This window comes from Priestia iocasae (genome assembly GCF_016909075.1).
GTDB classification, from domain to species: domain Bacteria; phylum Bacillota; class Bacilli; order Bacillales; family Bacillaceae_H; genus Priestia; species Priestia iocasae.
In genome coordinates, this window is record NZ_JAFBFC010000001.1 from 636,205 (window position 1) to 661,850 (window position 25,646).

A 25,646-nucleotide genomic window follows, 5' to 3' on the forward strand; every position below is an offset into this window, starting at 1 on the left:
AGATAATCGATTTGGAAAGAAATAAAAGAGAGAGTCTTGTAGGAGGTTACACATTGGCAAAATTAAATCTAGTTTATTATCCTGATAAGGTTCTTGAAACAGAATGCGAACCTGTCAAACAGTTTGATAATAAGCTAATTAAATTGTTAAATGGTATGTATGACGTAATGCTTGAAGCAGATGGAGTAGGATTAGCTGCTCCTCAAGTAGGCATTTCGCAACAAATTGCGGTTGTTGATGTTGGCGATCGTCACGGAAAGATTGAGCTAATCAATCCCGTTATTATTGAGGAGTACGGTGAGCAAAAAGGTCCTGAAGGCTGCCTTAGTTTTCCGGGCCTTTTTGGTGATGTGACTCGTGCTAATCACATTAAAGTAAAAGCGCTCAACCGTCGTGGTAAACCATTTACTTTAGAAGCAAGAGGGTTTTTAGCACGTGCTATTCAACATGAAATTGATCATTTGCATGGTGTATTATTTACAGCAAAAGTGACGCGATATTATGAAGAAGATGAGCTTGGAGGAGAGAATTAAATGACGAATATCGTATTTATGGGAACACCAGATTTTTCTGTTCCAGTTCTACAGACGTTAATTCAAGATGGTTATCATATCTCTGCAGTTGTAACACAGCCAGATCGTCCAAAGGGGCGCAAAAAAGTGTTAACACCACCACCTGTAAAAGTAGAAGCAGAAAAGCATGGAATTCCAGTGCTTCAGCCTGAAAAAATTCGGTTGGAAGAAGAATATCAAAAAGTATTAGCTTACAAGCCGGATTTAATTGTAACAGCCGCATTTGGTCAAATTTTACCAAAAGTGATTTTAGATGCACCGAAACATGGTTGTATCAATGTTCATGCTTCTCTTTTACCTGAGTTACGTGGTGGAGCACCTATTCATTACTCTATTTTAGAAGGAAAAGAAAAAACAGGTGTAACCATTATGTATATGGTTGAAAAGCTAGATGCAGGGGATATCTTAACAACGATCGAAGTACCAATCGAGGAACAAGATCATGTCGGAACGTTGCATGATAAGCTATCAGAAGCTGGCTCAAAATTATTATCTGAGACCGTACCGCCTTTATTAGAAGGTAAGCTTACACCAATTCCTCAAGATAATGAAAAAGCAACATTTGCTTTTAATATTAAGAGAGAGCAAGAGAAAATTGAGTGGAGTCGAACAGGTGAAGAGATTTACAATCATATCCGAGGATTGCACCCTTGGCCAGTTGCTTACACTTCATTAGAGGGACAAGTATTGAAAGTATGGTGGGGAGAAAAAGTGAAATCACCTACTGTAGATGCAGAGCCTGGTGTTGTCATTGCTATTGATAAAGATGGGCTCATCGTTGCAACGGGAAATGAAACGGCTATTAAGTTAACAGATATACAGCCATCAGGTAAGAAGAGAATGAGTGCCGAGCAATTTTTACGTGGTACGAACCTTGAAAAAGGAACAAAGCTAGGAGACTATTATGAGTCGTTATAATGTGCGAAGTATTGCATTAGATATTTTGCTATCAATTGAAAAAAATCAAGCATTCAGTAATTTACTATTAAATAAAAGTATTGAAAAGCATGAAGTAAGAGGAAAAGACGCAGGGTTGTTAACTGAGATTGTGTACGGAAGTATTCAAAGAAGGGACACACTAGATTATTACTTAGCGCCCTTTATTAAAAATCCAAAAAAGTTACAATCCTGGGTACGTGTTTTATTGCGTTTATCAGTTTATCAAATGATCTATCTTGATCGTGTACCGGACCGAGCGATTATTCATGAAGCAGTCGAAATTGCGAAGCAAAAAGGTCATAGAGGTATTTCTTCAATGGTAAATGGCGTATTGCGAAGCATTCAACGTGAAGGGGTAAGATCATTTGAAGAAATTCAAGATCCATTAGAGCGAGTAGCGATTGAAACAAGTCATCCTCTATGGCTTGTGAAACGTTGGGCAGAACAATATGGAATGGATCGCACAAGAGAAATTTGTATGGCGAATTTAACGGCTCCAAAACAAACCATTCGTGTGAATACCGCACGCTTTACAGTTGATGAAGTAAAAGCTCAATTGCAAGAAGAAGGTATTGCTGTAGAGAAAGGTGAGTTTGCCCCCGAGGCGTTAGAGGTTCAAAAAGGGAATGCCGCCTATACAGAAGCCTTTAAAAAAGGAATGTTTACTATCCAAGATGAAAGCTCAATGCTTGTGGCTCATGCTTTGAATGTAGAAGAAAACGAAACAGTTCTAGACAGTTGCGCAGCGCCTGGTGGAAAATCGACTCACATTGCTGAATTGTTAAAAGGCACAGGGAAGGTTATTTCGTTAGACATTCATGATCATAAAGTAAAGCTAATTGCTGAACAAGCAACGCGTTTACAACTTACGAACATTGAGCCAACCGTTTTGGATAGCCGAAAAGCTGGCGATTCGTTTGGGAAAGAGAGCTTTGATCGAATTTTAGTTGATGCTCCTTGCTCAGGCTTTGGTGTAATGAGAAGAAAGCCAGATTTAAAATATGTAAAAACACAAAAAGATGTTGAACAACTGTCACATATACAACTTCAAATATTAGAAGCAGTTGCGCCTCTTTTGAAAAGTAATGGTATATTAGTGTATAGTACATGTACGATTGATCAAGAAGAAAACAGTGATGTAGTGCATGCTTTTTTACAAAAAAATGATCAATTCAAAGAAGATAATACGTTCGTAGATAGAGTGCCGGAGCAACTTAAACAAAACGTTAAACATGGTCAAATCCAACTTCTTCCGGATCAACAACACAGTGATGGATTTTATATCGCATGTTTACGAAAGCAGGTGTAAAAATGGAAAAAGCAATACAAAAGAAACAAGAAGAAGCAAAAGACAATCGCAAGCCATCCATTTACTCATTACAACTACATGAGTTAGAGAATTGGTTAGTAGAACGAGGCGAAAAAAAGTTTCGTGGAAAACAGGTGTACGATTGGTTATACCACAAACGTGTAACAGCATTTGATGATATGACAAACTTATCAAAAGGGTTACGTGATTTGTTAAAAGATAACTTTTCGTTAACGACATTAAATACGGCTGTACAGCAAACATCAGCAGACGGAACAATGAAGTTTTTATTTGAATTACATGATGGCTATACAATCGAGACGGTGTTAATGCGCCATGAGTACGGTAATTCGATTTGTGTGACGACGCAGGTGGGCTGTCGAATTGGCTGTACATTTTGTGCATCAACTCTAGGTGGCTTAAAACGAAACTTGGAAGCTGGAGAAATTGTAGCTCAAGTTGTAAAAGTGCAAAAAGCGCTTGATGAACAAGGAGAACGAGTAAGTCATGTCGTAATTATGGGGATAGGAGAGCCATTTGATAACTATGATGAAATGTTAAGCTTCTTGAAGATTATCAATAGTGATGAAGGCTTAAATATTGGAGCGAGACACATTACCGTTTCTACAAGTGGTATTATTCCAAAGATTTATAAATTTGCAGATGAAAGTTTACAAATTAATTTTGCGATTTCTTTACACGCACCAAATAATGAAATCCGCTCGCGTTTAATGCCGATTAACCGTGCCTATAAGTTGCCAGAGTTAATGGAATCAATTAAATATTATACAGAGAAAACAGGGCGACGAATTAGCTTTGAGTATGGCTTATTTGGTGGAGTTAACGATCAAGCAGAGCACGCGGAAGAGTTAGCTACATTAATCAAAGATTTAAAATGTCACGTGAATTTAATTCCAGTGAACTATGTTCCAGAACGTGATTATGTTCGTACACCACGTGAACAAATCTTTGAGTTTGAACGCATATTGAAAAAGCGTGGAATTAATGTAACGATTCGTCGGGAGCAAGGTCATGACATTGATGCGGCGTGTGGACAGCTGCGTGCGAAGGAGCGTAAAGAAGAGACGAGGTGATCGTATGGGAGCTGTCTTTATGACGGACCGCGGGAAAATACGGCAACACAATGAGGATTCTGGAGGGGTATTTGTTAACCCCCATGGTCATAGGCTAGCGATCGTAGCAGATGGAATGGGAGGTCATCGTGCTGGTGATGTTGCCAGTGCGATGGCTATTAAAAAATTGCAAGGTTATTGGGAAAATGGAGATGAACTCACTTCGCCAGATGCAGCCTCTGTATGGTTAACAGAACATGTTAGTAAAGTGAATGATGAGTTATTTGTGTATTCAAATGAGCATGAAGAGTGTAAAGGTATGGGTACAACCCTTGTAGCAGCTATCTGCACAAGTACATTTTGTACAATTGGTCATATCGGCGATAGTCGCTGTTATCTATTAAATGAGTATGGCTTTAATCAAATTACAGAAGATCACTCTTTAGTCAATGAGCTTGTTAAAAATGGTCAAATTTCTAGAGAAGATGCAGAACATCATCCAAGAAAAAATATATTAGTGAGAGCGTTAGGCACAGAAAAGCAAGTAACGCTCGATGTAAAATCAATGGAAATTGAGCAAGAAGATGTCCTTTTATTATGCTCAGATGGCTTATCAAATAAAGTGTCGGAGGAACAATTAAAACAAATTCTTTTGACCGATCTAACTTTAGAACAGAAAGGTTCTCATCTAATTGATTTAGCTAATGAACTAGGCGGAGAAGATAATATTACGCTTGCCCTTGTTGATTTTATAAGTGAAAGTAGGTGAGAGCGGTGCTAATTGGTAAGCGGCTAAATGATCGTTATAAGATTTTACAAGTCATCGGCGGAGGCGGAATGGCTAACGTTTATTTAGCTAGAGATATGATTCTTGAGCGAGATGTAGCAATTAAAGTGCTTCGTTTAGATTTTGCAAATGACGAGTCATTTATAAAGCGTTTCCATCGTGAAGCACAATCAGCTACGAGCATCGCCCACCCTAATATTGTGAGTATATACGATGTTGGGGAAGAAGAGGATATTTACTATATTGTGATGGAATATGTAGCGGGGCATACGCTCAAGCAGTATATTCAACAACAACCTCCTCTACCTATTGAGAAAGCAATAAATATTATGATACAAATTACATCCGCGATTGCGCATGCTCATCAATATGGGATTGTACATAGAGATCTGAAGCCACAGAATATTTTAATTGATGAAAATGATATAGCCAAAGTAACCGATTTTGGAATTGCCATTGCATTAAGCTCAACGACTATTACTCACACAAACTCTGTTTTAGGATCGGTTCATTATTTATCTCCCGAACAAGCTAGGGGAGGATTAGCCAATAAAAAATCAGATATTTATTCACTAGGCATTGTATTATTTGAATTATTGACAGGGCGTGTTCCATTCTCGGGTGAATCTGCTGTCTCAATCGCACTCAAACACTTACAAACAGAAACGCCTTCACCGAAAAGATGGAACCCTTCAATTCCTCAAAGTATTGAAAATGTTGTATTAAAAGCAACTGCTAAAGATCCGTTTTATCGCTATGAATCTGTAGAAGAAATGGAAGAAGATTTAAGAACTGCGCTAGAACCTGAGCGATTGAGCGAAGCGAAATTTTCAATCCCAGACGATGATGAAGTAACAAAAGCAATTCCTGTTATTACGGATGAGTATTTAGATACTGAAATAGACGATACCATTGTCAGACCTTCAGTAAACGAAGAGAAACCTGAAGTAAAAGAAAAACCACAAGTGGAAGCGAAGGAGAGTAAGAAGAAGAAACGTAAAATTCTTCCAACACTCTTACTTATCCTTCTTTTTCTAGCAGTAGGAAGTGTTGCTGCTGTTACGTTTATTCCATCGCTTTTATTGCCAAAAGATATGACTGTTCCTGATTTGCAAAATGAAGAATATGAACGCGCGGTTACTCAGCTATTATCAATGGGATTTAAAGTTCAAGACACGCAAGTGATCCCTGATAATAGCATTGAAGAAGGTAAGGTAATTCGAACGGATCCAGAGGCAGGAGAAGTGGTGAAAGAGGGTGCTTTCATTACTATTTATCGCAGTGCTGGGAAAGAAAAAGTAACATTTGATCGTTATATTGGTCGAAACGTAGAGGAAATAAAAGCGCTGCTAGAGGATCGGAATTTTAAAGAAATTCGAACCGTCGATATAGAGAGCAATGAGACGCCAGGTACAATTGTAGATCAAGTGCCAAAAGAAACAGAGCAAGTCATTCCAGAAGAAACAACTGTTACATTTTGGGTTAGTACGGGCCCTCCTGACATTGCGTTAAAAGACTTTGTAGGATGGACGGAAAAAAGCGTACAAGACTATTTATCAGAGTATGGACTTGAAGTTGTCAGCAATAGGGAATATTCTGATACAGTAAGTGAGGGGCTAGTCGTTTCACAAAGTCCAATGCCGAATGAAAATGTTCAAAAAGGAGATACTGTTACGATTACTGTTTCTGACGGACAAGAAGAAAAGCCGCCTAAGACGATTACGAGAACGATTACCATTCCATATGAACCTACGATAGAGGGTCAGCCTCAACAAGTGCAGATATATGTAGAGGACTTACAATATGATATGACCGTTCCTTATAAAGAATTGGCGATTACAGAAACAGTAACTGAAAATATTCAGTTAATGATTCCTTATGGAGATCAAGCAGGGTACAAAGTGATTCGTGATGGCAATGTGATAGAAGATACAGTCATTGATTATGAAGAATCATAAAAATAAGGAGTGAGCTTATGCCAGAAGGAAGAATTATTAAATCCTTGAGTGGATTTTACTACGTTCTTCATGATGGACAAATTACACAATGTCGCGGCAGAGGGGTGTTCCGAAAGCAAAAGATTACCCCTCTAGTTGGAGACGATGTGGTTTTTCAGGCTGAAAACGAGCTTGAAGGGTACATTTTGGAAGTCAAAGAAAGAAAGAACGAATTAGTTCGACCACCAATTTCAAATGTAAATCAGTCCTTATTGGTCTTTTCAGCCATTGAGCCAGGGTTTAGTTCATTATTATTAGATCGTTTTCTAGTATTAGTTGAGTCTAATGGGATTGAACCAATTATCTGTATATCAAAAATGGACTTAGTTCCTGAGGATAAAAAGCCAGATATCGAAAAATATGCACAAGATTATCGAGATATAGGCTATGAAGTTATCTTAACTTCAACGGTTGAACAAGATAGTATATCTGTTCTTTACCCTGTGTTTGAAGGACAGGTAACGGTTATTGCTGGTCAGTCCGGAGTAGGGAAATCATCGCTTCTAAACGTCTTAAAACCAGAGTTAGAACTGAAAACCAATGATATTTCTGCTTCATTAGGTAGAGGAAAGCATACGACTAGACATGTAGAACTCCTACCGATTGGTGGAGGTTTGGTAGCTGATACGCCAGGGTTTAGTTCTCTTGATTTTACAGATATTGAAGTTGAAGATTTATCAAGTTGTTTTCCGGAAATGGAGAGAGTAAGTCATTCTTGTAAGTTTCGTGGTTGTGTACATTTAAAAGAGCCAAAATGTGCAGTGAAAGAAGCGGTAGAAGATGGAACCATTCCATCTTATCGATATGAGCATTACGTTCAGTTTATCGACGAAATCAAGCAAAGAAAGCCGAGGTATTAACAATGATAAAGATTGCACCTTCCATTTTATCTGCTAACTTCGCACAGCTTGCCCAAGAAATTAAAGATGTAGAAGCTGGTGGAGCAGATTACATACACGTAGATGTGATGGATGGTCATTTTGTACCAAACATTACAATTGGTCCTCTTATTGTAGAGGCGATTAGGCCTGTTACTACATTGCCTTTAGATGTTCATTTAATGATTGAGAATCCAGATTTATATATCCCAACATTCGCAAAAGCAGGTGCAGATATTTTAACTGTTCATGCTGAAGCATGCCCACATTTACACCGAACGGTTCAGCTTATTAAAGAACATGGAATGAAAGCAGGTGTAGCACTTAATCCAGCAACACCTATTGATATGGTCAAACATGTTCTTAATGATTTGGATCTTGTGTTACTTATGACTGTGAATCCTGGATTTGGTGGACAAACATTCATACCAAGTGTTTTACCAAAGATTGAACAAATTTCACAGCTAATAGAAATTCGTGGATTATCAATTGAGGTAGAAGTTGATGGTGGCGTTAACGAAGCAACCGCTAAACAATGTATAGATGCTGGAGCCAATGTATTAGTAGCTGGGTCTGCAATTTATAATGTGGATAACAGACAATCAGCAATAGAGTCTCTTCGACCAGCTAAATGGTGAAAAAGTGTTAGTATACTCGTAAAGAAGCGAATAATGGTTCGCTTCTTTTTTATAGGTTCTGTTCTAAAGGAAGACTTTGTAAGGAGTAGTTATTGCGTGTATAGAGTGTTAGGTGATAGGGGAAGGCATAAGAGTGAAGGTAACATCTCATATTTAAGAGAGTTCAGACATAAAGGGGAGACATGATGATTATTCATATTTTAGCTGGAGGACCAGAGGAAAACGTTCCTTCGTTGCATAGGTGGAAAGATGCTGTTTGGATCGGGGTTGATCGAGGCGTATTTTCACTACTGAACAAAGGAATTGTACCCCAAAAAGCAGTTGGTGACTTCGATTCAATTACAAGCGAAGAACTACAATATGTGAGAGAGAAAATGCAAGACATCGAACTGTATCCTTCTGAAAAGGATGAAACGGATTTAGAGATTGCATTAAATTGGGCAGTGGATCAGCGTCCTACTATCATTCGAGTATTTGGAGCAACAGGTGGCCGTCTAGATCATATGTTTGGAGGCATTCAGCTTCTTTACAAAGGGTTAGAAAAAGGAATAAGGATTCAAATGATTGATCAAAAAAACATCATTGAACTATGTAAAAGTGGGGAATTTGAATCAATAAAAGATGAAAGTTATCCTTATGTTTCGTTTGTTCCATTTTCCCCTATTATTGAGAATTTGACATTAAAAGGCTTCAAATATCCTTTAACTAATTATAATCTTGAATGGGGTTCAACTTTATGTATTAGTAACGAACTTCTTGAACAAAGAGGTACTTTTTCATTTACAAAAGGCATATTAATGATGATAAGAAGTAGTGATTAAAAAGAGAAAAAAGAAAGCCTGTTTAACAGCTAAGAAGTGAAAAACCGAAGGTACTTATTTTTTACTTTATGAATAGGATAAAGATTGAGATGACTCGACGATATAGCGAGATGGAATGTGAACGATAGTTAGGAGGGACAGTATGAAATTTTATACAATCAAACTTCCAAAGTTTTTAGGTGGCATCGTAAGAGCAATGTTAAACTCATTTAAAAAAGAATAACATCTGTCTATTAACAAGGGGCTACTTCTCATGAAAATAAGGAACATAGACAGCAAATCCAATAAGTTATACCAACAACAAATAAAAAAGAGCTCTTTGACACATCTTATCCATCGAGTTATTAGAGGGAAGGGATGTAACGGGCTGAGTGAGAGTAGACGGTTTTTACTCATATGGACTTAGTCCATATAAGAAAAGTGATTATAATAAAAGAAGCACCATATGAATATGGTGCTTTTTTTATTATCCAATATTATACGCGTTCTACTTTACCAGACTTTAGAGCTCGAGCTGATACATATACACGTTTTGGTTTACCGTCAATTAGGATACGTACTTTTTGAACGTTAGCACCCCATTTACGCTTAGTAGCGTTCATAGCGTGAGAACGTGCGTTACCCGAACGAGCTTTTTTACCAGTGATTACACATTTACGTGCCATGCTTTTCCCTCCTAACACAAACAAAACTACTCAATTCTACCTTGAGAAATACTATATTAATTTATCACAGGGGAATAGAGATTGCAATACTTCTTATGAAAAGCTTTCAAGAAATTTTCCTTGACATATATTTTATAGATATGTTGTATAATAATAAGCAGTAAAATAGGACAAAAAGGGAATGTTCTTTTAAAAATGGTTTATTTATAGTAAAATGGCTATAACCTATGAAAATAGAAAGGGGAAAAAGTATGTCCATCGAAATGAAAACAAAGTACGGTCAAATTGATATTTCTACTGATGTAATTGCAACGATTGCTGGAGGAGCTGCTATTGATTGCTACGGAATTGTAGGAATGGCTTCTAAAAACCAAATTAAAGATGGCCTTACTGAAATTCTTCGTAAAGAAAATTTTACACGTGGCATCATTGTTAGACAAGAGAATGACGAAGTACATATTGACATGTATATAATTGTAAGCTATGGGACAAAGATTTCTGAAATCGCTCATAATGTCCAAACAAAAGTAAAATATACACTTGAACAAACAGTCGGATTGACAGTCGATTCTGTAAATATTTATGTGCAAGGTGTTCGTGTCGCGAACGTGTAGTGAGGAGGAAAATTAGTGTCGATTACAGCTTTAGATGGAAAACGTTTTGCAGAGATGGTGATCCAAGGTGCTCAACATTTATCAAATAATGTGAAGATGGTGGATGCACTAAACGTATTTCCTGTGCCAGATGGTGATACAGGAACAAATATGAATTTATCTATCACCTCTGGTGCTAAAGAAGTAAAAAATAATGTATCAGATCATATTGGTAAAGTAGGGCAAGCTTTAGCAAAAGGTTTATTAATGGGGGCTCGCGGAAATTCAGGTGTTATTTTATCACAGTTATTCCGTGGGTTTGCTAAATCAATTGAGCAAAAAGAAACAATTAATAGCGTAGAGTTTGCTCAAGCTCTTGAAGCTGGTGTGGAAACAGCTTATAAAGCCGTGATGAAACCAGTTGAAGGAACAATCCTAACCGTTGCAAAAGATGCAGCAAAAAAAGCAACGACGATTGCAAAGAGACAACCAGATATCGTGTTGTTCATGGATGAAGTTTTAACGGAAGCAAAAGCTTCTTTAAATCGTACACCAGAGCTTCTACCAGTATTAAAAGAAGTAGGAGTAGTAGATAGTGGTGGACAAGGTTTAGTGATGATTTATGAAGGCTTTGTAGCTGAATTAAAAGGTGAGAAACTTCCTGGTGTTCCAGCGGGTGCCCCTTCATTAAATGAGTTAGTGAATGCTGAACATCATAAATATGCTCAAACGCATATGAGTACTGAAGACATTGAATTTGGATACTGTACGGAGTTCATGGTTCGTTTTGAAGAAGAGAAAGTAAAAGCAAATCCTTTCTCAGAAGAAACATTCCGTCAAGATTTAAGTCAATGGGGTGATTCTTTACTAGTTGTATCTGATGAAGATATTGTGAAAGTACATATTCATGCAGAGCATCCTGGTGAAGTGTTAAATTACGGACAAAAATATGGTAATTTAATCAATATGAAAATTGAGAATATGCGTGAGCAGCATAGTAATATTCTTTTTGAAGAAAGCCAAACAGCTCAAGTAGCTGCAACTTCTGCTCAACAAGAAGAATATGGTGTTGTGACTGTTTCAATGGGTAAAGGAATTGCAGAATTGTTCAAGAGTATTGGAGCAAAAGTGGTCATTGAAGGTGGCCAAACAATGAATCCAAGTACGGAAGACATCGTAAAAGCGATTGAACAAGTAAATGCTAAAAAAGTAATCATTTTACCTAATAACGGAAATATTGTAATGGCAGCTCGCCAAGCAGCTCAAGTTGTGGATCAAGATGTAATCGTGGTTCCGTCTAAAACTGTTCCTCAAGGGATGACGGCGTTATTAGCGTTTAATCCTCAAGGTACTCTAGAAGAGAACGAACAAACAATGACTGAGGCACTTTCTCATGTCAAAACAGGACAAGTTACGTACGCTGTTCGTGACACGAGCATTGATGGACTGGAAATTGAAAAAAATGATTTTATGGGAATTGTAGATGGTAAAATTTCTGTAAAAGATAAAGATAAGTTAGAAGCTGCTAAAAAACTTCTTGCTTATATGATTGATGAAGATGCTGAAATTTTAACAATCTTGCAAGGTGAAGATGTAGCAGATGAGCATATTGATGAATTAGTATCATATGTTGAATCTGAATTTGATCATGTCGAGGTAGAAACTCATAAAGGTGATCAGCCATTATATTCATACATTTTTGCTGTTGAATAATTGGGTAAAACGTTCCTATACTTAAGTATAGGAACGTTTTTTATTTGGGAAAATATAAAAATAACGTAGAATCCTGAAATTTTTCTAATTACTGTATATATTTATGGGTAAAAAACAATATACACGAACATTATTTATTATTTTAGATTTAATATTCGTGTGTTTAACAAAAACTTATTGAAAAAATAATTATATTGTGATAACTTTTTGATGGATACAAATAATTGAGAAAGGATAAAATGACGTCACAGCGATGAATACTACATAGGGGGAGAAATGAAAATGGAAATTATCCAAGGTACATTGTTACTGTTGCTTGTTTTATTTTTCTTTTGGTTATTTAGTTACAAAGCGCCGTACGGCATGAAAGCGATGGGTGCTTTAGCTAGTGCTGCAGTAGCAGCATTTTTAGTAGAAGCCTTTCAATTATATGTAGGTGGAGATTTACTAGGAATAAAATTTTTAGGTGAAGTTGGCTCTGCAGCTGGTGGAATGGGTGGAGTAGCTGCGGCTGCGTTAGTTGCACTTGCACTGGGGGTATCTCCCGTTTATGCGTTAATGATGGGAGTTGTCTGTTCGGGGCTTGGCTTGTTACCAGGTTTTTTTGCTGGATATGTAATGGCTTTTGTTGTGAAATTTATTGAGAAGAAAGCACCAGCTGGTTTAGATTTAATTGGAAACATTCTTATTGCGGCACCTTTAACACGCTTAATCGCTGTTGGGGTAACACCACTCGTAGATGCAACATTATTGAACATTGGTGGAATCATTACAGAAACAACTAATGCTAGCCCAATTTTGATGGGGATTATCCTTGGTGGGGTTATCACAGTAGTAGCTACTGCTCCGTTAAGTTCAATGGCATTAACCGCAATGTTAGGGTTAACAGGTTTACCAATGGCAATTGGTGCTCTAGCGGTAATGGGATCTTCTTTTATGAACTATGTCTTATTTGATCGTTTAAAATTTGGAGATCGTCGTACAACTATCTCTGTAGCGGTTGAACCATTAACACAAGCAGATATTATTTCGGCTAATCCAATTCCTGTTTACGTAACCAACTTTGTTGGTGGGGCAGCTGCTGGTGTTATTATTTCAATGTTTGGTCTGATTAATAATGCGACGGGTACTGCAACTCCAATTGCTGGACTTGCAGTTATGTATGGCTTCAATGATCCTGTGAAAGTGACCATCTGTGCTCTATTATGTGCCTTAGTTGGTGCAATCGTTGGCTTCTTGGGCTCAGTTGTATTTAAGAATTTTAAAATTAAAACTGTTGAAGAAGTTCGTGGTGTAGAGAAAAAAATAGCTTAATTTACAACCGAATGACTTGTATAGAAGTGAGAGAGCTAACTTTAGAAAATAAAGTTAGCTCTCTTGCGTGTAGTGACCTATTTTGAAAGCGTTTTATTAAGTGGAGTGTAGCACTAATATAAATATGAAGTATAAGTAGTTTTCAGAAAATAAAATCTTAACTAGTAGAGAGTGAATTTTGTGATGAAAGTGTTTCAAAAATGAATGTGTTAAAGTAACATATAGAGGGATAACATCTTGAATGTAGGATCTCTTTTTTGGGAGAAGGGAGAGTAAGATTAATGAAGTATAAATCAGTTTTTGATATTATTGGGCCGATTATGATTGGTCCTTCGAGTTCACATACAGCCGGAGCTGCTAGAATTGGACGAGTGGCGCGAACTTTGTTTGGGAAACAACCGAAAAAAGTAGTAGTATCACTTTATGGTTCATTTGCACAAACCTATAAGGGCCATGGAACAGATGTGGCTATTATTGGAGGAGTACTCGATTTTGATACCTTTGATCCGCGACTGCCTGAGTCATTAACTATCGCTAAACAAGCGGGTATGGACGTGACGTTTATTGAAGAAGTAGCTGTAACAGAGCATCCTAATACTGCTCGTTTAATGATTAGTGACGAACAAAATGAAATTGAAGTGGTTGGAATCTCAATTGGTGGCGGGAAAATTCAAATTATAGAGCTAAATGGATTTCAATTAAACTTGTCTGGGACAAACCCTGCCATTCTTGTTGTGCATAATGATCGTTTTGGTGCGATTGCAGCTGTTACAAATATCTTAACAAAACACTCTATTAACATTGGACATATGGAAGTATCACGAAAAGAAAAAGGGAAAGTAGCATTAATGGCGATTGAATTAGATCAAAACATTGAAGACATGATCATTGATGAACTACAAGCACTTCCAAATATTATACAAGTTACACGTATGGTTGAGTAACGTAAAAAGAAGACGGGAGGATTATTATGTTTCGAAATGTTGCTGAGCTTGTAGAACTGGCAGAAAGTAGACAAGTGAAAATTGCAGAAATTATGATTGAGCAAGAAGTTGAGGTAACAGGTTTATCTCGTGAAGAAGTTATTAGCAAGATGGATCGTAACTTACAGGTGATGGAAGAAGCTGTTGAAAGAGGATTAAAAGGTGTTCAATCTGTTACAGGGTTAACGGGTGGAGATGCTGTGTTAATTCAAAATTATATTAATAGTGGCAAGGGCTTGTCGGGGGACCTCATTTTAGATGCGGTGAGTAAAGCAGTTGCAACAAATGAAGTGAATGCGGCGATGGGAACGATTTGTGCCACACCGACAGCTGGATCAGCAGGTGTTGTTCCAGGGACCTTGTTTGCAGTGAAAAATAAATTAAACCCTACTCGTGAACAAATGGTTGAGTTTTTATTTACATCAGGAGCTTTTGGGTTTGTCGTTGCTAATAATGCTTCTATTTCAGGTGCAGCAGGTGGTTGTCAAGCAGAGGTTGGCTCAGCTTCTGGAATGGCTGCAGCTGCGATTGTAGAGCTAGCAGGTGGGACGCCTAGTCAAGCGGCTGAAGCGATGGCTATTACATTGAAAAATATGTTAGGTCTTGTGTGTGATCCAGTAGCAGGTCTTGTTGAAGTGCCTTGCGTAAAGCGTAACGCAATGGGAGCAGCAAATGCGATGATTGCTGCTGATATGGCGTTAGCAGGAGTGACAAGTCGTATCCCATGTGATGAAGTCATTGATGCGATGTTTAAGATTGGACAAACAATGCCTGTGGCGTTAAGAGAAACTGCTCAAGGAGGATTAGCGGCAACACCAACGGGTCGCGAGCTAGAAGCGAAAATCTTTGGTATTCCGTTAAATAACTAAGTGGACAAATTATCAGATCTTTCTGTCGCATCAATTAAAGGAATTGGCGAAGAAACTGAGCAGGCATTGCAAGACATGGGTATTACAACTATACATGACCTCATTGAACACTTTCCATATCGGTATGAAGACTACCAACTAAAGGATTTGGCAGAAGTGAAGCATGAAGAAAGAGTAACGGTGGAAGGGAAGATTCATAGTGTTCCGACTCTTACGTATTTTGGGAAGAAGAAGTCCCGTCTTACGTTTCGCCTTTTAGTAGGCAGGTATTTAATTACAGTCGTATGCTTTAATCGACCTTACTATAAATCGAAATTATCTCTTGATGAGACAATAACTGTAACAGGAAAATGGGATCAACACCGTCAAACCATTACGTTGCAAGAAATACAGTTCTCACCATTTCAGCGTCAGCAAACGATTGAGCCTGTTTACGCGACAAAAGGAGATCTAACCGTTAAAGCGTTTCGTCGATTTATATCATTAGCTTTGAATCAATATGGAGAGCAAGTAGAAGATATGATTCCACCTTCACTACGTGATCGTTATAAGCTACTATCAAGAAAAGATGCGTTGAAAATGATTCACTTGCCTCGGGATCATAGTGATTTGAAGCAAGCGAGACGTCGTTTTGTTTATGAAGAATTTCTGTTGTTTCAGCTTAAAATGCAAGCTTTAAGAAAGTTAGAAAGAGAGCAATCACCTGGGATCTCTCAAACATTTGATTCTTCATCGTTAGTCGATTTTACAAACTTGTTACCGTTTCCTCTAACAGGTGCACAAAAGCGTGTTGTGAATGAAATTACGATAGATATGAAGTCTCCATATCGAATGAATCGATTATTACAAGGTGATGTAGGGTCAGGTAAAACCGTTGTTGCTGCAATTGCGCTGTATGCAACAGTGTTATCTGGACGTCAAGGAGCCTTAATGGTACCCACTGAAATCCTTGCAGAACAACACCTTGAATCTTTACAAAATATGCTTGAAAAGGTCGATGTTAAAGTTGGATTGTTAACGGGTTCTGTTAAAGGGAAAACGAGAAAAGAAGTGTTGCGTCAAGTACAAGCGGGGGAAATCCACGTGCTTGTAGGCACACATGCCCTCATTCAAGATGAGGTACAGTTTCATAACCTTGGTTTAGTTATTACAGATGAACAACATCGTTTCGGTGTGGGACAGCGTCGAGTTCTTCGTGAAAAAGGAGGAAATCCAGACGTTTTATTTATGACAGCAACTCCTATCCCTAGAACCCTAGCCATCACTGTTTTTGGAGAGATGGATGTGTCAATTATTGATGAGATGCCGGCTGGACGTAAAATGATTGAAACGTATTGGGTAAAGCACGATATGCTTGAGCGCATTTTGCAATTTGTTGATAAAGAGCTCTCCCTGGGTAGACAAGCATACGTCATTTGCCCATTGATTGAAGAGTCTGATAAGCTAGATGTTCAAAATGCCATTGATGTTCATAGTACATTAACACACTATTTTCACGGAAAGTGGAAAGTAGGTTTAATGCACGGTCGATTAACGCCTGATGAGAAAGAACAAGTAATGAAAGAATTTAGTGCAAATGATGTTCAAGTATTGGTATCAACGACCGTTGTAGAGGTAGGGGTGAATGTACCAAACGCTACTGTTATGGTGATTTATGATGCAGAACGTTTTGGACTTTCGCAATTACATCAGTTACGTGGACGTGTTGGACGTGGTAGTGAACAATCTTATTGTGTGTTAATGGCAGACCCTAAATCTGAAGTAGGAAAAGAACGTATGACCATCATGACGGAAACAAACGATGGGTTTGTTCTATCGGAACGAGACTTAGAGTTAAGAGGACCAGGTGACTTCTTTGGGAAAAAGCAAAGCGGTGTTCCAGAATTTAAGGTAGCAGATATGGTTCATGACTACCGTGCGTTAGAAGTAGCGCGAGATGATGCAACAAAGCTAGTCAATTCAACGATATTTTGGGAAGATGAAGAATATTCACAACTACGTTTACACTTAGAAAAAACAGGTGTACTTAGTGGTGAGAAATTAGATTAAATGAGAAATCGACAAGTTGAATCTGTATGCTTGTCGATTTTTGCTCGACTATATGTAATCAGTTATACTTGATTTTTAACGATAAAAACAGTTGCAATAACAAGGTATTAATTATATACTGCTGTTAGTACCTAGTATTAAAAGTTCGGATGGTGTATATGAAGCGGAATAAAAAAGAGCGACAACAGCTTTTACGGTCAACAATTGAAGAAAATCCATTTATTACAGATGAAGAATTAGCAGATCATTTCTCGGTAAGTGTTCAAACCATTCGTCTAGATCGTCTTGAACTCTCTATTCCTGAATTGCGAGAGCGAATCAAGAATGTGGCATCAAAACAATTTGAAGATGAGGTTCGTTCATTACCGATTGAAGAAGTAATTGGTGAGATTATTGACATTGAGCTTGATCAATCAGCTTTATCAATCTTTGATGTGAAAGAAGATCACGTATTTAAGCGAAATCAAATTGCTAGGGGACACCATGTGTTTGCTCAAGCTAACTCTTTGGCAGTTGCTGTTATTAATGATGAGTTAGCATTAACCGCAGATGCTACAATCCGTTATCATCGCCCTGTGAAGTTGGACGAGCGAGTAGTAGCAAAGGCGAAAGTAACAGGTTTCGATGAAGGCAGAACGATTGTAGAAGTAAATAGTTATGTAGGTCAAGAACAAGTTTTTTCTGGCATATTTAAAATGTATCGTTCAAATAAGTAAAAGTTAGACTAGAAAGATTTTAGATAAGTATAAGATGACAACCTTACTTTTAATGTTATAGATATAGAAAAGGATGAGACACAACATGAAAATTGCAATTGATGCAATGGGTGGAGATCATGCTCCAAAGGAGACGGTGCTTGGAGCACAAAAAGCGATTGAGCACTTTAAGAATTTACATATTACGTTAATCGGCAATGAACATGAAATTAAGAAATATATAACAAATTCTGAACGAATTGATATTATTCATACGGAAGAAATGATTGAAGCAACAGATGAACCTGTACGAGCGGTGAAGCGTAAAAAAAATGCATCAATGGTTTTAACGGCGAAAGAAGTTTCAGAAGGAAGAGCGGACGCTTGTATTTCTGCTGGAAATACAGGTGCTCTAATGGCAGCGGGATTATTTATTGTAGGGCGAATTGAAGGGATTGAGCGTCCGGCATTAGCGCCAACTTTACCGACAATTGATGGTAAAGGGTTTTTAATGTTAGATGTTGGAGCAAACGTAGATGCGAAATCATCTCATTTACTTCAATATGCCATTATGGGGTCCATTTATGCTGAAAAAGTTCGAAACATCCCATCACCAAGAGTAGGATTATTAAATGTTGGCACAGAAGAGAAAAAAGGAAATGATTTAGCTAAGCAAACGTTTCAGTTGTTATCAGAAGCGAATATCAACTTTGTTGGTAATGTAGAAGCTAGAGACCTGTTAGACGGCGTTGCCGATGTGGTTGTGACAGATGGCTTTACCGGTAATATTGCATTAAAGACAATTGAGGGTACGGCACTTTCACTCTTTTCTATGTTAAAGTCAGAGTTAACGAGCAATTTTAAAAGTAAGCTAGCTGCCTCTGTTTTAAAGCCTCAATTAAAAGGGTTAAAAACGAAAATGGATTACTCTGAATATGGTGGTGCAGGGTTGTTTGGACTAAAAGCGCCTGTGATTAAAGCGCATGGTTCATCTGATGCAACAGCGATGTTTAGTGCGATTAAGCAAGCAGTAAACATGATTGAAAACGATGTATCAAAAACGATTAAGACAGCGATTGAAGAAGTATACACGGAATCACTCTAAACATAAATTAAGCTTTTATAATGGTTAAAAGGAGAGATGAAGGATGGGGAAAGTTGCATTTGTATTTCCAGGTCAAGGCTCTCAATCAGTAGGAATGGGAAAAGACTTTTATGAACTGTCAGAAGAAGTAAAGACAACATTCCAAACGGCTGATCAGGTACTAGATTTTTCATTGTCAACAATTATATTTGAAGGCCCGCAAGAGGACTTAACCCTAACATACCATGCCCAACCAGCGTTGTTAACAACAAGCATAGGCATGTTAAGAGAGTTTGGCAAGCATCATATAAAGCCTGACTTTGTAGCAGGGCATAGTTTAGGAGAATATAGCGCACTTGTTGCGGCTAATGTATTATCGTTTGAAGATGCTGTAATGGCTGTTTATAAACGAGGAAGATACATGGATGAAGCCGTTCCCGCTGGACAAGGAACAATGGCAGCTGTACTAGGAATGACGGCAGAGGAATTAAAAAAAGTGACAGATGAAATATCTGCTCAAGGGGATGAAGTTCAGCTTGCGAACATTAACTGTCCTGGACAAATTGTCATCTCTGGTACTGTAACGGGTGTAGAGAAAGCTTCAGCTCTTGCGAAAGAAAAAGGAGCTAAGCGTGCTATTCCATTAGTCGTAAGTGGACCGTTCCATTCTATGCTCATGAAGCCAGCCGCCAAGCAGCTTGATGATACATTGAGTACAATGACATTCCGTGATGCAGATGTACCTATTGTTGCTAATGTAACTGCACAACCGGTTACAAATAAAGATGAAATCAAAGAAAAATTAGTTGAGCAACTTTATTCACCGGTTCGTTGGCAAGAGTCAGTTGAATTGTTGGTGGAACAAGGTGTCGATACATTTATTGAAATTGGTCCAGGTAAAGTATTATCCGGTTTAGTTAAAAAAGTAAATCGACGTGCAACCGTACATTCAGTCTATGATGTGGCTTCATTAGAAGCAACAATTCAAGCACTTAAGGGGTGAAAGTATGACATTAGAAGGTAAAGTAGCTCTTATAACGGGTGGTTCTCGTGGAATCGGTCGAGCAGTAGCGTTAGAGCTTGGAAAACTTGGAGCAAAAGTAGTTGTAAACTATGCAGGTAGCGAAGCCAAAGCGTTAGAGGTAGTAGATGAAATTAAAGCATCTGGCAGCGATGCGATGGCTATTCAAGCAGATGTAGCAAATGGCGAGTCTGTACAAAACATGGTGAAAGAAGCAATTTCTACATTTGGTTCACTGGATATTTTAGTGAACAATGCAGGAATTACACGTGATAATCTATTAATGCGAATGAAAGAGGATGAGTGGGATGATGTTATTTCCACAAATCTAAAGGGTGTGTTTCTTTGTACGAAGGCTGTAACTCGTCAAATGATGAAACAGAGAAGCGGTCGCATCATTAATATTTCTTCCATTGTAGGTGTTAGTGGAAATGCAGGGCAAGCTAATTACGTAGCGGCTAAATCTGGTGTCATTGGTTTAACGAAGACAACGGCCAAAGAACTAGCTAGTCGAAATATTACCGTTAATGCAGTAGCACCAGGCTTTATCTCTACAGATATGACAGACAAGTTATCGGAAGAAGTAAAGCAAGAAATGCTAAAGCAAATTCCACTAGCTCGTTTTGGAGAGCCAAGCGACATTGCGAAAGTAGTTGCGTTTCTAGCATCAGAGGATAGCCGTTATGTAACAGGACAAACGATTCATGTAGACGGCGGAATGGTGATGTAAGAAAACAATTGAACGATAGTATTTTTAGTTTGAATCAACTATAATAACTTGAGGGGAGGTGAAGAGCAATGGCAGAAGTATTAGAGCGTGTAACGAAAATTATCGTTGATCGTCTTGGTGTTGATGAGAGCGAAGTGAAACTTGAGTCTTCATTTAAAGATGATTTAGGTGCTGATTCTCTTGACGTAGTTGAGCTTGTAATGGAACTTGAAGACGAGTTCGACATGGAAATTTCTGATGAAGAAGCAGAAAAAATTGCTTCAGTTGGAGATGCTGTTAATTACATACAGAGCAAGCAATAAGCTGTAAAGCATAAATCATTTGCTTTTTCAAAGTCCCGTTTAATAAGCGGGGCTTTCTCTGCTTTTTAAGAGCATTGTGAAAAATTATAAATTTTTTATAAAAGAGAGTGTATCTTTTGTTATTTCTCGTTTTATAATGAGGTATATTACAAAAAAATTATGCAGCAATTGCGGTAGTTAGGTGGAGATAGTTATGCCTAGACATTATTCGAGTCGTGAAAGGCGGATTGGTGGAAGAGCCAAGCAAAATTTTAAGAATTTCCAAGAGCGAATAGGAATTTTCTTTCAAAATGAACCATTATTAATTCAAGCATTTACACATTCATCCTATGTGAATGAGCATCGCAAAAGACCGTATGAAGACAATGAGCGTTTAGAATTTTTGGGAGATGCCGTCCTAGAACTTACCGTTTCACAGTTTTTGTTCAAAAAGTATCCAACTATGAGCGAAGGTGAATTAACCAAGCTTCGAGCTGCAGTTGTGTGCGAGCCATCGCTTGTCACATTTGCTCATGCCCTTGGCTTTGGACAATTAGTTCTACTAGGCAAAGGAGAAGAGATGACTGGAGGGCGAGAGCGTCCAGCGTTATTAGCAGATGTATTTGAAGCATTTATTGGTGCTTTATACTTGGATCAAGGAATTGAAACGGTCAATGATTTCTTAACGAAAGTTGTCTTCCCTAAAATAAATGAAGGTGCTTTTTCTCATGTGATGGATTTTAAGAGTCAGTTGCAAGAAATTGTTCAAAGAGATGGTGCAGGACATTTGGAATACAAAGTACTTCAAGAAAAAGGCCCTGCTCACAACAGAGAATTTATGTCGCGTGTTTCTTTAAATGGAGAAGTATTAGGAACAGGGATTGGAAGATCTAAAAAGGAAGCGGAACAAAAAGCTGCTCAAGTAGCCATTGAAAAGTTAAAATCGTCTCAAATGTAAAATAGAGAAGTTTGAGAAATGACGTAAGCGCATCTTTCCATTGATAGCGATTAATAGGAAGTAAAATAAATATTAGAAGAATTGTGAGGGGGAATCTTAATGTTCCTCAAACGGTTAGATGTAGTAGGTTTTAAATCGTTTGCAGAAAAAGTATCAATTGACTTTGTGACGGGTGTAACAGCAGTAGTAGGACCGAATGGAAGCGGAAAAAGTAACATTACAGATGCTATTCGTTGGGTCTTAGGGGAGCAGTCCGCTAAATCACTTCGAGGTGCAAAAATGGAAGATATTATTTTTGCAGGAAGTGATACACGTAAAGCATTAAATATAGCAGAAGTAACGTTAACATTAGAAAATAATGATCATTTTTTACCTTTAGATTTCCACGAAGTTAGCATTACAAGAAGAGTCTATCGTTCTGGTGATAGTGAATTTCTTATCAATAATCAAGCATGTCGTTTAAAAGATATCATCGATTTATTTATGGATTCTGGTTTAGGTCGAGAAGCTTTTTCTATTATTAGTCAAGGGAAAGTTGAGGAGATCTTAAGTAGTAAACCAGAAGAGCGAAGAAAAATCTTTGAAGAAGCAGCGGGTGTTTTGAAATATAAAACCAGAAAGAGAAAAGCAGAGTTAAAGTTACTTGAAACACAAGAAAACTTGAATCGAGTTGTTGATATTTTGCATGAGATTGAAGGGCAATTAGAGCCTTTAAAAATTCAATCCTCCATTGCGAAAGATTATTTAGAGAAAAAAGAAGAACTAAAGAAGATGGATGTAGCTGTTATTGTATATGAAATTGAAGATCTGCATGCACAATGGGAAGCTCTCAAGGAGCAGTTTTCTGAGCATCAAAAGCTAGAAGCCCATCTATCTGAACAAACTACTAATCGTGAGACAAATATTCATCATCAGCGAACAAACATTCAAAAGATCGATGAATCATTAGAAATCCTTCATAAACACTTGCTTGTTACAAGCGAAGAATTAGAAAAGTTAGAAGGAAGAAAAGAAGTTTTAAAAGAGCGTAAGAAAAATGCCTCTCAAAATAAACAGCAGCTAGAAAGACTAGTGGAAGAGTACAAACAAAAAATAACAGAGTTAACGGGTTTGCGTGTAAAAGAAGAAAACCGTTTGCAAAAATTGGAACAAACAGTAAAAGAGATGAAGGTTGCCCTAGAAGAAAAGCAACGTTTGTTCATTCAATATAGTGAAAATCTTAGTGAAAAACTTGAGCAATTAAAAAGTGAGTATTTTGAGTTGTTAAATGAACAAACGTCATCTCGAAATGAAATGGTCTTTCTAGAGCAACAACATCAACAGACGGTGGAGAAACAAAATCGACTAACACAAACGAATGAACAATACATTAGTGAACGTGAAGACATTAAGCAAAGGAAAGAAGCACTAACAGCAAAGCTTTCACAGCTTCGTGAACAATTAAATGAGGCCGTTGCAGCGGGACAAAAGAGAAAAGGAACGTTAGAGTCGTTAAAGCAAAGCTATCAAAAGAAAGAATCGAATCTCTATCAAGCTTATCAATTTGTTCAACAAACAAAGTCCCGCAAAGAAATGCTTGAAGACATGCAAGATGATTATGCTGGATATTTTCAAGGTGTAAAAGAAGTATTAAAAGCAAGAGGATCAAAGTTAGTCGGTATTGAAGGGGCCATTGCTGAACTTATTCACGTTCCAAAACAATATGAAACAGCACTTGAAATTGCACTTGGAGGAGCGACTCAACATATCGTTGTAGAAGATGATAAGAGCGCCCGTAGTGCAATTGCTTTTTTAAAGCAAAGTGGAAACGGAAGAGCCACATTTTTACCGTTAACATCGGTAACAGAAAGGCAGCTTCCTGGTCATGTACATCATACTTTGAAGCAACATTTATCATTTATTGGCGTAGCAAGTGATTTAATTGAGCACGATAAAAGGTATAGTCGGGTAATTAGTAACTTGCTAGGTACCGTTATTATTGTGCAAGACTTAAAAGGTGCTAATGAGCTTGCTAGACAAACAGGTCAGCGATATCGTTTTGTCACGCTTGAAGGAGACGTTGTAAATCCAGGTGGATCAATGACAGGGGGATCTATTAAGCAAAAAACGAATTCCCTCTTAGGACGTCAAAGAGAGTTAGAAACGATAACTGTAAAGCTACAAGAGATGGAAGAGAAGACTGAAAATCTTGAACAAGAAGTAAAAGAGATGAAGCAAGCGATTCATTCACTTGAAAGTGACTTAGCGCAAGGATCTGAAGAGGTTGCTCAGTTAAAAGAAACTGGACAACAAATCAATCATGACATTCGTGAATTAGATATCGAAGAAAAAGCAGTCAACGATCGATTAACGATGTATGATCATGATATTGCTAGTTTTGTTGCAGATCAAAATCGCATTGCAGATCGTATAGCAATGCTTAAACAAATCGTTACCACTAGTACAAGTACTCTTGAAAAGCTTGAGAAGGAAATTGAAGCTGTGACAGCTCAAAAAAATTCACAACAACTTTCAAAAGAAACAGTTCAATCGGAATTAACAGAGATCAAAATAGAGTTGGCGGGACGAGAGCAATCTTTGACGAACCAGCGGGAGAAATTTAATCGTATTACCTTTGAATTGGAACAAACGAAAGTACGTTTAGCAGAAGTTCAAGAGGATTTATCTTTCTTAACAAATGAAATGGGATCGAATGATTCTGGCGAGCTTCAACTAGAGGAAGCTGCTCAACGAAAGTTAAAAGAGAAAAATGATGCCCTTCAACAAACAGATGAACAAAGAGCAGAACGATTGAAGCGTCAAAATAAGCTCGAAGAAGAAGAGAGAGAGTTAAAAGAATTACAACGACAACACAAGCAGGTTTCCGATGCATTAAAAGATGAAGAAGTGAAAATTAATCGTCTTGAAGTCGCGCTTGACAATCGACTTCAACAGCTAAGTGAAGAGTATTCACTCAGCTTTGAAGCTGCTAAAGAAGCGCATTCTTTAATAATGCCAATAGATGAAACACGCAAAAAAATAAAGCTTGTGAAAATGGCTATTGAAGAGTTAGGCACTGTCAATCTAGGTGCAATTGACGAGTATAGTCGAATTTCAGAACGCTATGATTTCTTAAGCTCTCAGCAAAGTGACTTATCAGAAGCGAAAAATACACTGTATCAAGTGATTGAGGAAATGGATGAAGAAATGAAGAAACGTTTCTCTCAAACTTTTTATCGTATTCGCGAAGAATTTGATGAAGTGTTTAAGTCGCTATTTGGTGGCGGGAAAGCAGACCTTCAATTAACAAATCCAAAAGATTTATTAAATACAGGTGTAGATATCGTGGCGCAGCCACCAGGGAAAAAGCTTCAAAATCTTGGTTTGCTTTCTGGTGGAGAACGTTCATTGACTGCGATTGCATTGTTATTTTCTATTTTAAAAGTACGTCCAGTTCCATTTTGTGTTTTAGATGAAGTAGAAGCAGCATTAGACGAAGCAAATGTACAACGCTTTTCTACATACTTAAAGAAATTTAGTCATGAAACGCAATTTATTGTGATTACACATCGTAAAGGGACAATGGAAGAAGCAGACGTGTTATATGGTGTGACAATGCAAGAATCAGGTGTATCTAAGCTTGTATCAGTGAGGCTTGAAGATTCAAAACAATACGCTTAATGAAGGAAGAGAAAGTA

24 protein-coding genes are annotated in these 25,646 nt (G+C 37.7%); 23 read left to right on the forward strand and 1 reads right to left on the reverse strand.

The features are described 5' to 3' along the window. Positions 1-53 precede the first annotated feature (53 nt). The 10 genes from def to spoVM all read left to right on the forward strand — a co-directional run bounded on the left by def (position 54) and on the right by spoVM (position 9,237). A complete protein-coding gene (def, locus tag JOC83_RS03225) occupies positions 54-533 on the forward strand; it encodes a peptide deformylase (protein WP_205183652.1) in 480 nt (159 codons plus the stop codon). Continuing rightward, positions 534-1,490 carry a methionyl-tRNA formyltransferase gene (gene fmt, locus JOC83_RS03230; RefSeq protein ID WP_205183655.1) on the forward strand — a complete coding sequence of 319 codons (957 nt, stop codon included), beginning with the start codon at positions 534-536 and terminating at the stop codon, positions 1,488-1,490. Then, positions 1,477-2,820 carry a 16S rRNA (cytosine(967)-C(5))-methyltransferase RsmB gene (gene rsmB, locus JOC83_RS03235; protein ID WP_205183658.1) on the forward strand — a complete coding sequence of 448 codons (1,344 nt, stop codon included), beginning with the start codon at positions 1,477-1,479 and terminating at the stop codon, positions 2,818-2,820. The genes fmt and rsmB overlap by 14 nt, the downstream gene beginning before the upstream one ends. A 2-nt stretch (positions 2,821-2,822) precedes the next feature. Beyond that, a complete protein-coding gene (gene rlmN / locus JOC83_RS03240; protein WP_205183661.1) occupies positions 2,823-3,914 on the forward strand; it encodes a dual-specificity RNA methyltransferase RlmN in 1,092 nt (363 codons plus the stop codon). Positions 3,915-3,918: 4 nt separating this feature from the next. Beyond that, complete coding sequence (locus tag JOC83_RS03245) at positions 3,919-4,662, forward strand: Stp1/IreP family PP2C-type Ser/Thr phosphatase (protein WP_205183664.1); 744 nt, start codon at positions 3,919-3,921, stop codon at positions 4,660-4,662. A 5-nt stretch (positions 4,663-4,667) separates the two neighbouring features. Continuing rightward, a complete protein-coding gene (gene pknB / locus JOC83_RS03250; RefSeq protein ID WP_205184796.1) occupies positions 4,668-6,638 on the forward strand; it encodes a Stk1 family PASTA domain-containing Ser/Thr kinase in 1,971 nt (656 codons plus the stop codon). Between the two features lie 17 nt (positions 6,639-6,655). Next, positions 6,656-7,537 (forward strand): ribosome small subunit-dependent GTPase A, encoded by an 882-nt coding sequence (gene rsgA / locus JOC83_RS03255; protein WP_205183667.1) that lies wholly within the window; start codon positions 6,656-6,658, stop codon positions 7,535-7,537. A gap of 2 nt (positions 7,538-7,539) precedes the next feature. Continuing rightward, positions 7,540-8,193 carry a ribulose-phosphate 3-epimerase gene (gene rpe / locus JOC83_RS03260; RefSeq protein ID WP_205183670.1) on the forward strand — a complete coding sequence of 218 codons (654 nt, stop codon included), beginning with the start codon at positions 7,540-7,542 and terminating at the stop codon, positions 8,191-8,193. Between the two features lie 185 nt (positions 8,194-8,378). Then, positions 8,379-9,014: a thiamine diphosphokinase gene (locus JOC83_RS03265; RefSeq protein WP_205183673.1), complete on the forward strand. Its 636-nt coding sequence runs from the start codon at positions 8,379-8,381 to the stop codon at positions 9,012-9,014. Positions 9,015-9,156: 142 nt separating this feature from the next. Then, on the forward strand, positions 9,157-9,237 hold the full coding sequence (spoVM, locus tag JOC83_RS03270; RefSeq protein WP_034328571.1) for a stage V sporulation protein SpoVM: 81 nt from the start codon (positions 9,157-9,159) through the stop codon (positions 9,235-9,237). Between the two features lie 253 nt (positions 9,238-9,490). Here spoVM and rpmB read toward each other — a convergent pair whose 3' ends face one another. Further along, a complete protein-coding gene (gene rpmB, locus JOC83_RS03275; protein WP_205183676.1) occupies positions 9,491-9,679 on the reverse strand; it encodes a 50S ribosomal protein L28 in 189 nt (62 codons plus the stop codon). A 251-nt stretch (positions 9,680-9,930) separates the two neighbouring features. Here rpmB and JOC83_RS03280 point away from each other — a divergent pair, with 251 nt between their 5' ends. The 13 genes from JOC83_RS03280 to smc all read left to right on the forward strand — a co-directional run bounded on the left by JOC83_RS03280 (position 9,931) and on the right by smc (position 25,629). After that, entirely contained in the window at positions 9,931-10,293 is a 363-nt protein-coding gene (locus JOC83_RS03280) for an Asp23/Gls24 family envelope stress response protein (RefSeq protein WP_205183680.1), read from the forward strand. Positions 10,294-10,308: 15 nt separating this feature from the next. Then, positions 10,309-11,985 carry a DAK2 domain-containing protein gene (locus tag JOC83_RS03285; protein WP_205183683.1) on the forward strand — a complete coding sequence of 559 codons (1,677 nt, stop codon included), beginning with the start codon at positions 10,309-10,311 and terminating at the stop codon, positions 11,983-11,985. A 282-nt stretch (positions 11,986-12,267) separates the two neighbouring features. After that, positions 12,268-13,299: a PTS sugar transporter subunit IIC gene (locus JOC83_RS03290; RefSeq protein WP_205183687.1), complete on the forward strand. Its 1,032-nt coding sequence runs from the start codon at positions 12,268-12,270 to the stop codon at positions 13,297-13,299. A 281-nt stretch (positions 13,300-13,580) separates the two neighbouring features. Further along, positions 13,581-14,243, forward strand: a complete 663-nt coding sequence (sdaAB, locus tag JOC83_RS03295) for an L-serine ammonia-lyase, iron-sulfur-dependent subunit beta (RefSeq protein ID WP_205183690.1) — start codon at positions 13,581-13,583, stop codon at positions 14,241-14,243. Positions 14,244-14,269: 26 nt separating this feature from the next. Continuing rightward, positions 14,270-15,151 (forward strand): L-serine ammonia-lyase, iron-sulfur-dependent, subunit alpha, encoded by an 882-nt coding sequence (gene sdaAA, locus JOC83_RS03300; RefSeq protein WP_205183693.1) that lies wholly within the window; start codon positions 14,270-14,272, stop codon positions 15,149-15,151. Beyond that, on the forward strand, positions 15,152-17,200 hold the full coding sequence (gene recG, locus JOC83_RS03305; RefSeq protein WP_205183696.1) for an ATP-dependent DNA helicase RecG: 2,049 nt from the start codon (positions 15,152-15,154) through the stop codon (positions 17,198-17,200). 158 nt (positions 17,201-17,358) lie between these two features. Next, positions 17,359-17,916, forward strand: a complete 558-nt coding sequence (gene fapR, locus JOC83_RS03310) for a transcription factor FapR (RefSeq protein WP_205183701.1) — start codon at positions 17,359-17,361, stop codon at positions 17,914-17,916. 85 nt (positions 17,917-18,001) lie between these two features. After that, entirely contained in the window at positions 18,002-19,000 is a 999-nt protein-coding gene (plsX, locus tag JOC83_RS03315) for a phosphate acyltransferase PlsX (RefSeq protein ID WP_205183704.1), read from the forward strand. A gap of 43 nt (positions 19,001-19,043) precedes the next feature. Then, a complete protein-coding gene (fabD, locus tag JOC83_RS03320) occupies positions 19,044-19,982 on the forward strand; it encodes an ACP S-malonyltransferase (protein ID WP_205183708.1) in 939 nt (312 codons plus the stop codon). A 4-nt stretch (positions 19,983-19,986) separates the two neighbouring features. Further along, positions 19,987-20,730: a 3-oxoacyl-[acyl-carrier-protein] reductase gene (fabG, locus tag JOC83_RS03325; protein ID WP_205183711.1), complete on the forward strand. Its 744-nt coding sequence runs from the start codon at positions 19,987-19,989 to the stop codon at positions 20,728-20,730. Between the two features lie 68 nt (positions 20,731-20,798). Beyond that, on the forward strand, positions 20,799-21,032 hold the full coding sequence (acpP, locus tag JOC83_RS03330) for an acyl carrier protein (RefSeq protein WP_205183714.1): 234 nt from the start codon (positions 20,799-20,801) through the stop codon (positions 21,030-21,032). Between the two features lie 193 nt (positions 21,033-21,225). Continuing rightward, positions 21,226-21,969, forward strand: a complete 744-nt coding sequence (rnc, locus tag JOC83_RS03335) for a ribonuclease III (protein WP_205183717.1) — start codon at positions 21,226-21,228, stop codon at positions 21,967-21,969. A 99-nt stretch (positions 21,970-22,068) separates the two neighbouring features. Then, complete coding sequence (smc, locus tag JOC83_RS03340) at positions 22,069-25,629, forward strand: chromosome segregation protein SMC (protein WP_205183720.1); 3,561 nt, start codon at positions 22,069-22,071, stop codon at positions 25,627-25,629. The last annotated feature ends 17 nt before the right edge of the window (positions 25,630-25,646 follow it).

Excerpts from the sequence above, each read along its gene's own strand:
- smc (WP_205183720.1), top strand. The coding sequence starts at position 22,069 with ATGTTCCTCAAACGGTTAGATGTAGTAGGTTTTAAATCGTTTGCAGAA.
- fabG (WP_205183711.1), top strand. The coding sequence starts at position 19,987 with ATGACATTAGAAGGTAAAGTAGCTCTTATAACGGGTGGTTCTCGTGGA.
- fmt (WP_205183655.1), top strand. The coding sequence starts at position 534 with ATGACGAATATCGTATTTATGGGAACACCAGATTTTTCTGTTCCAGTT.
- rpe (WP_205183670.1), top strand. The coding sequence starts at position 7,540 with ATGATAAAGATTGCACCTTCCATTTTATCTGCTAACTTCGCACAGCTT.
- fabD (WP_205183708.1), top strand. The coding sequence starts at position 19,044 with ATGGGGAAAGTTGCATTTGTATTTCCAGGTCAAGGCTCTCAATCAGTA.
- rsmB (WP_205183658.1), top strand. The coding sequence starts at position 1,477 with ATGAGTCGTTATAATGTGCGAAGTATTGCATTAGATATTTTGCTATCA.
- JOC83_RS03245 (WP_205183664.1), top strand. The coding sequence starts at position 3,919 with ATGGGAGCTGTCTTTATGACGGACCGCGGGAAAATACGGCAACACAAT.
- JOC83_RS03265 (WP_205183673.1), top strand. The coding sequence starts at position 8,379 with ATGATTATTCATATTTTAGCTGGAGGACCAGAGGAAAACGTTCCTTCG.
- sdaAA (WP_205183693.1), top strand. The coding sequence starts at position 14,270 with ATGTTTCGAAATGTTGCTGAGCTTGTAGAACTGGCAGAAAGTAGACAA.
- plsX (WP_205183704.1), top strand. The coding sequence starts at position 18,002 with ATGAAAATTGCAATTGATGCAATGGGTGGAGATCATGCTCCAAAGGAG.
- acpP (WP_205183714.1), top strand. The coding sequence starts at position 20,799 with ATGGCAGAAGTATTAGAGCGTGTAACGAAAATTATCGTTGATCGTCTT.
- rpmB (WP_205183676.1), bottom strand. The coding sequence starts at position 9,679 with ATGGCACGTAAATGTGTAATCACTGGTAAAAAAGCTCGTTCGGGTAAC.
- rlmN (WP_205183661.1), top strand. The coding sequence starts at position 2,823 with ATGGAAAAAGCAATACAAAAGAAACAAGAAGAAGCAAAAGACAATCGC.
- sdaAB (WP_205183690.1), top strand. The coding sequence starts at position 13,581 with ATGAAGTATAAATCAGTTTTTGATATTATTGGGCCGATTATGATTGGT.
- spoVM (WP_034328571.1), top strand. The coding sequence starts at position 9,157 with ATGAAATTTTATACAATCAAACTTCCAAAGTTTTTAGGTGGCATCGTA.
- JOC83_RS03280 (WP_205183680.1), top strand. The coding sequence starts at position 9,931 with ATGTCCATCGAAATGAAAACAAAGTACGGTCAAATTGATATTTCTACT.
- fapR (WP_205183701.1), top strand. The coding sequence starts at position 17,359 with ATGAAGCGGAATAAAAAAGAGCGACAACAGCTTTTACGGTCAACAATT.
- rnc (WP_205183717.1), top strand. The coding sequence starts at position 21,226 with ATGCCTAGACATTATTCGAGTCGTGAAAGGCGGATTGGTGGAAGAGCC.
- rsgA (WP_205183667.1), top strand. The coding sequence starts at position 6,656 with ATGCCAGAAGGAAGAATTATTAAATCCTTGAGTGGATTTTACTACGTT.
- JOC83_RS03290 (WP_205183687.1), top strand. The coding sequence starts at position 12,268 with ATGGAAATTATCCAAGGTACATTGTTACTGTTGCTTGTTTTATTTTTC.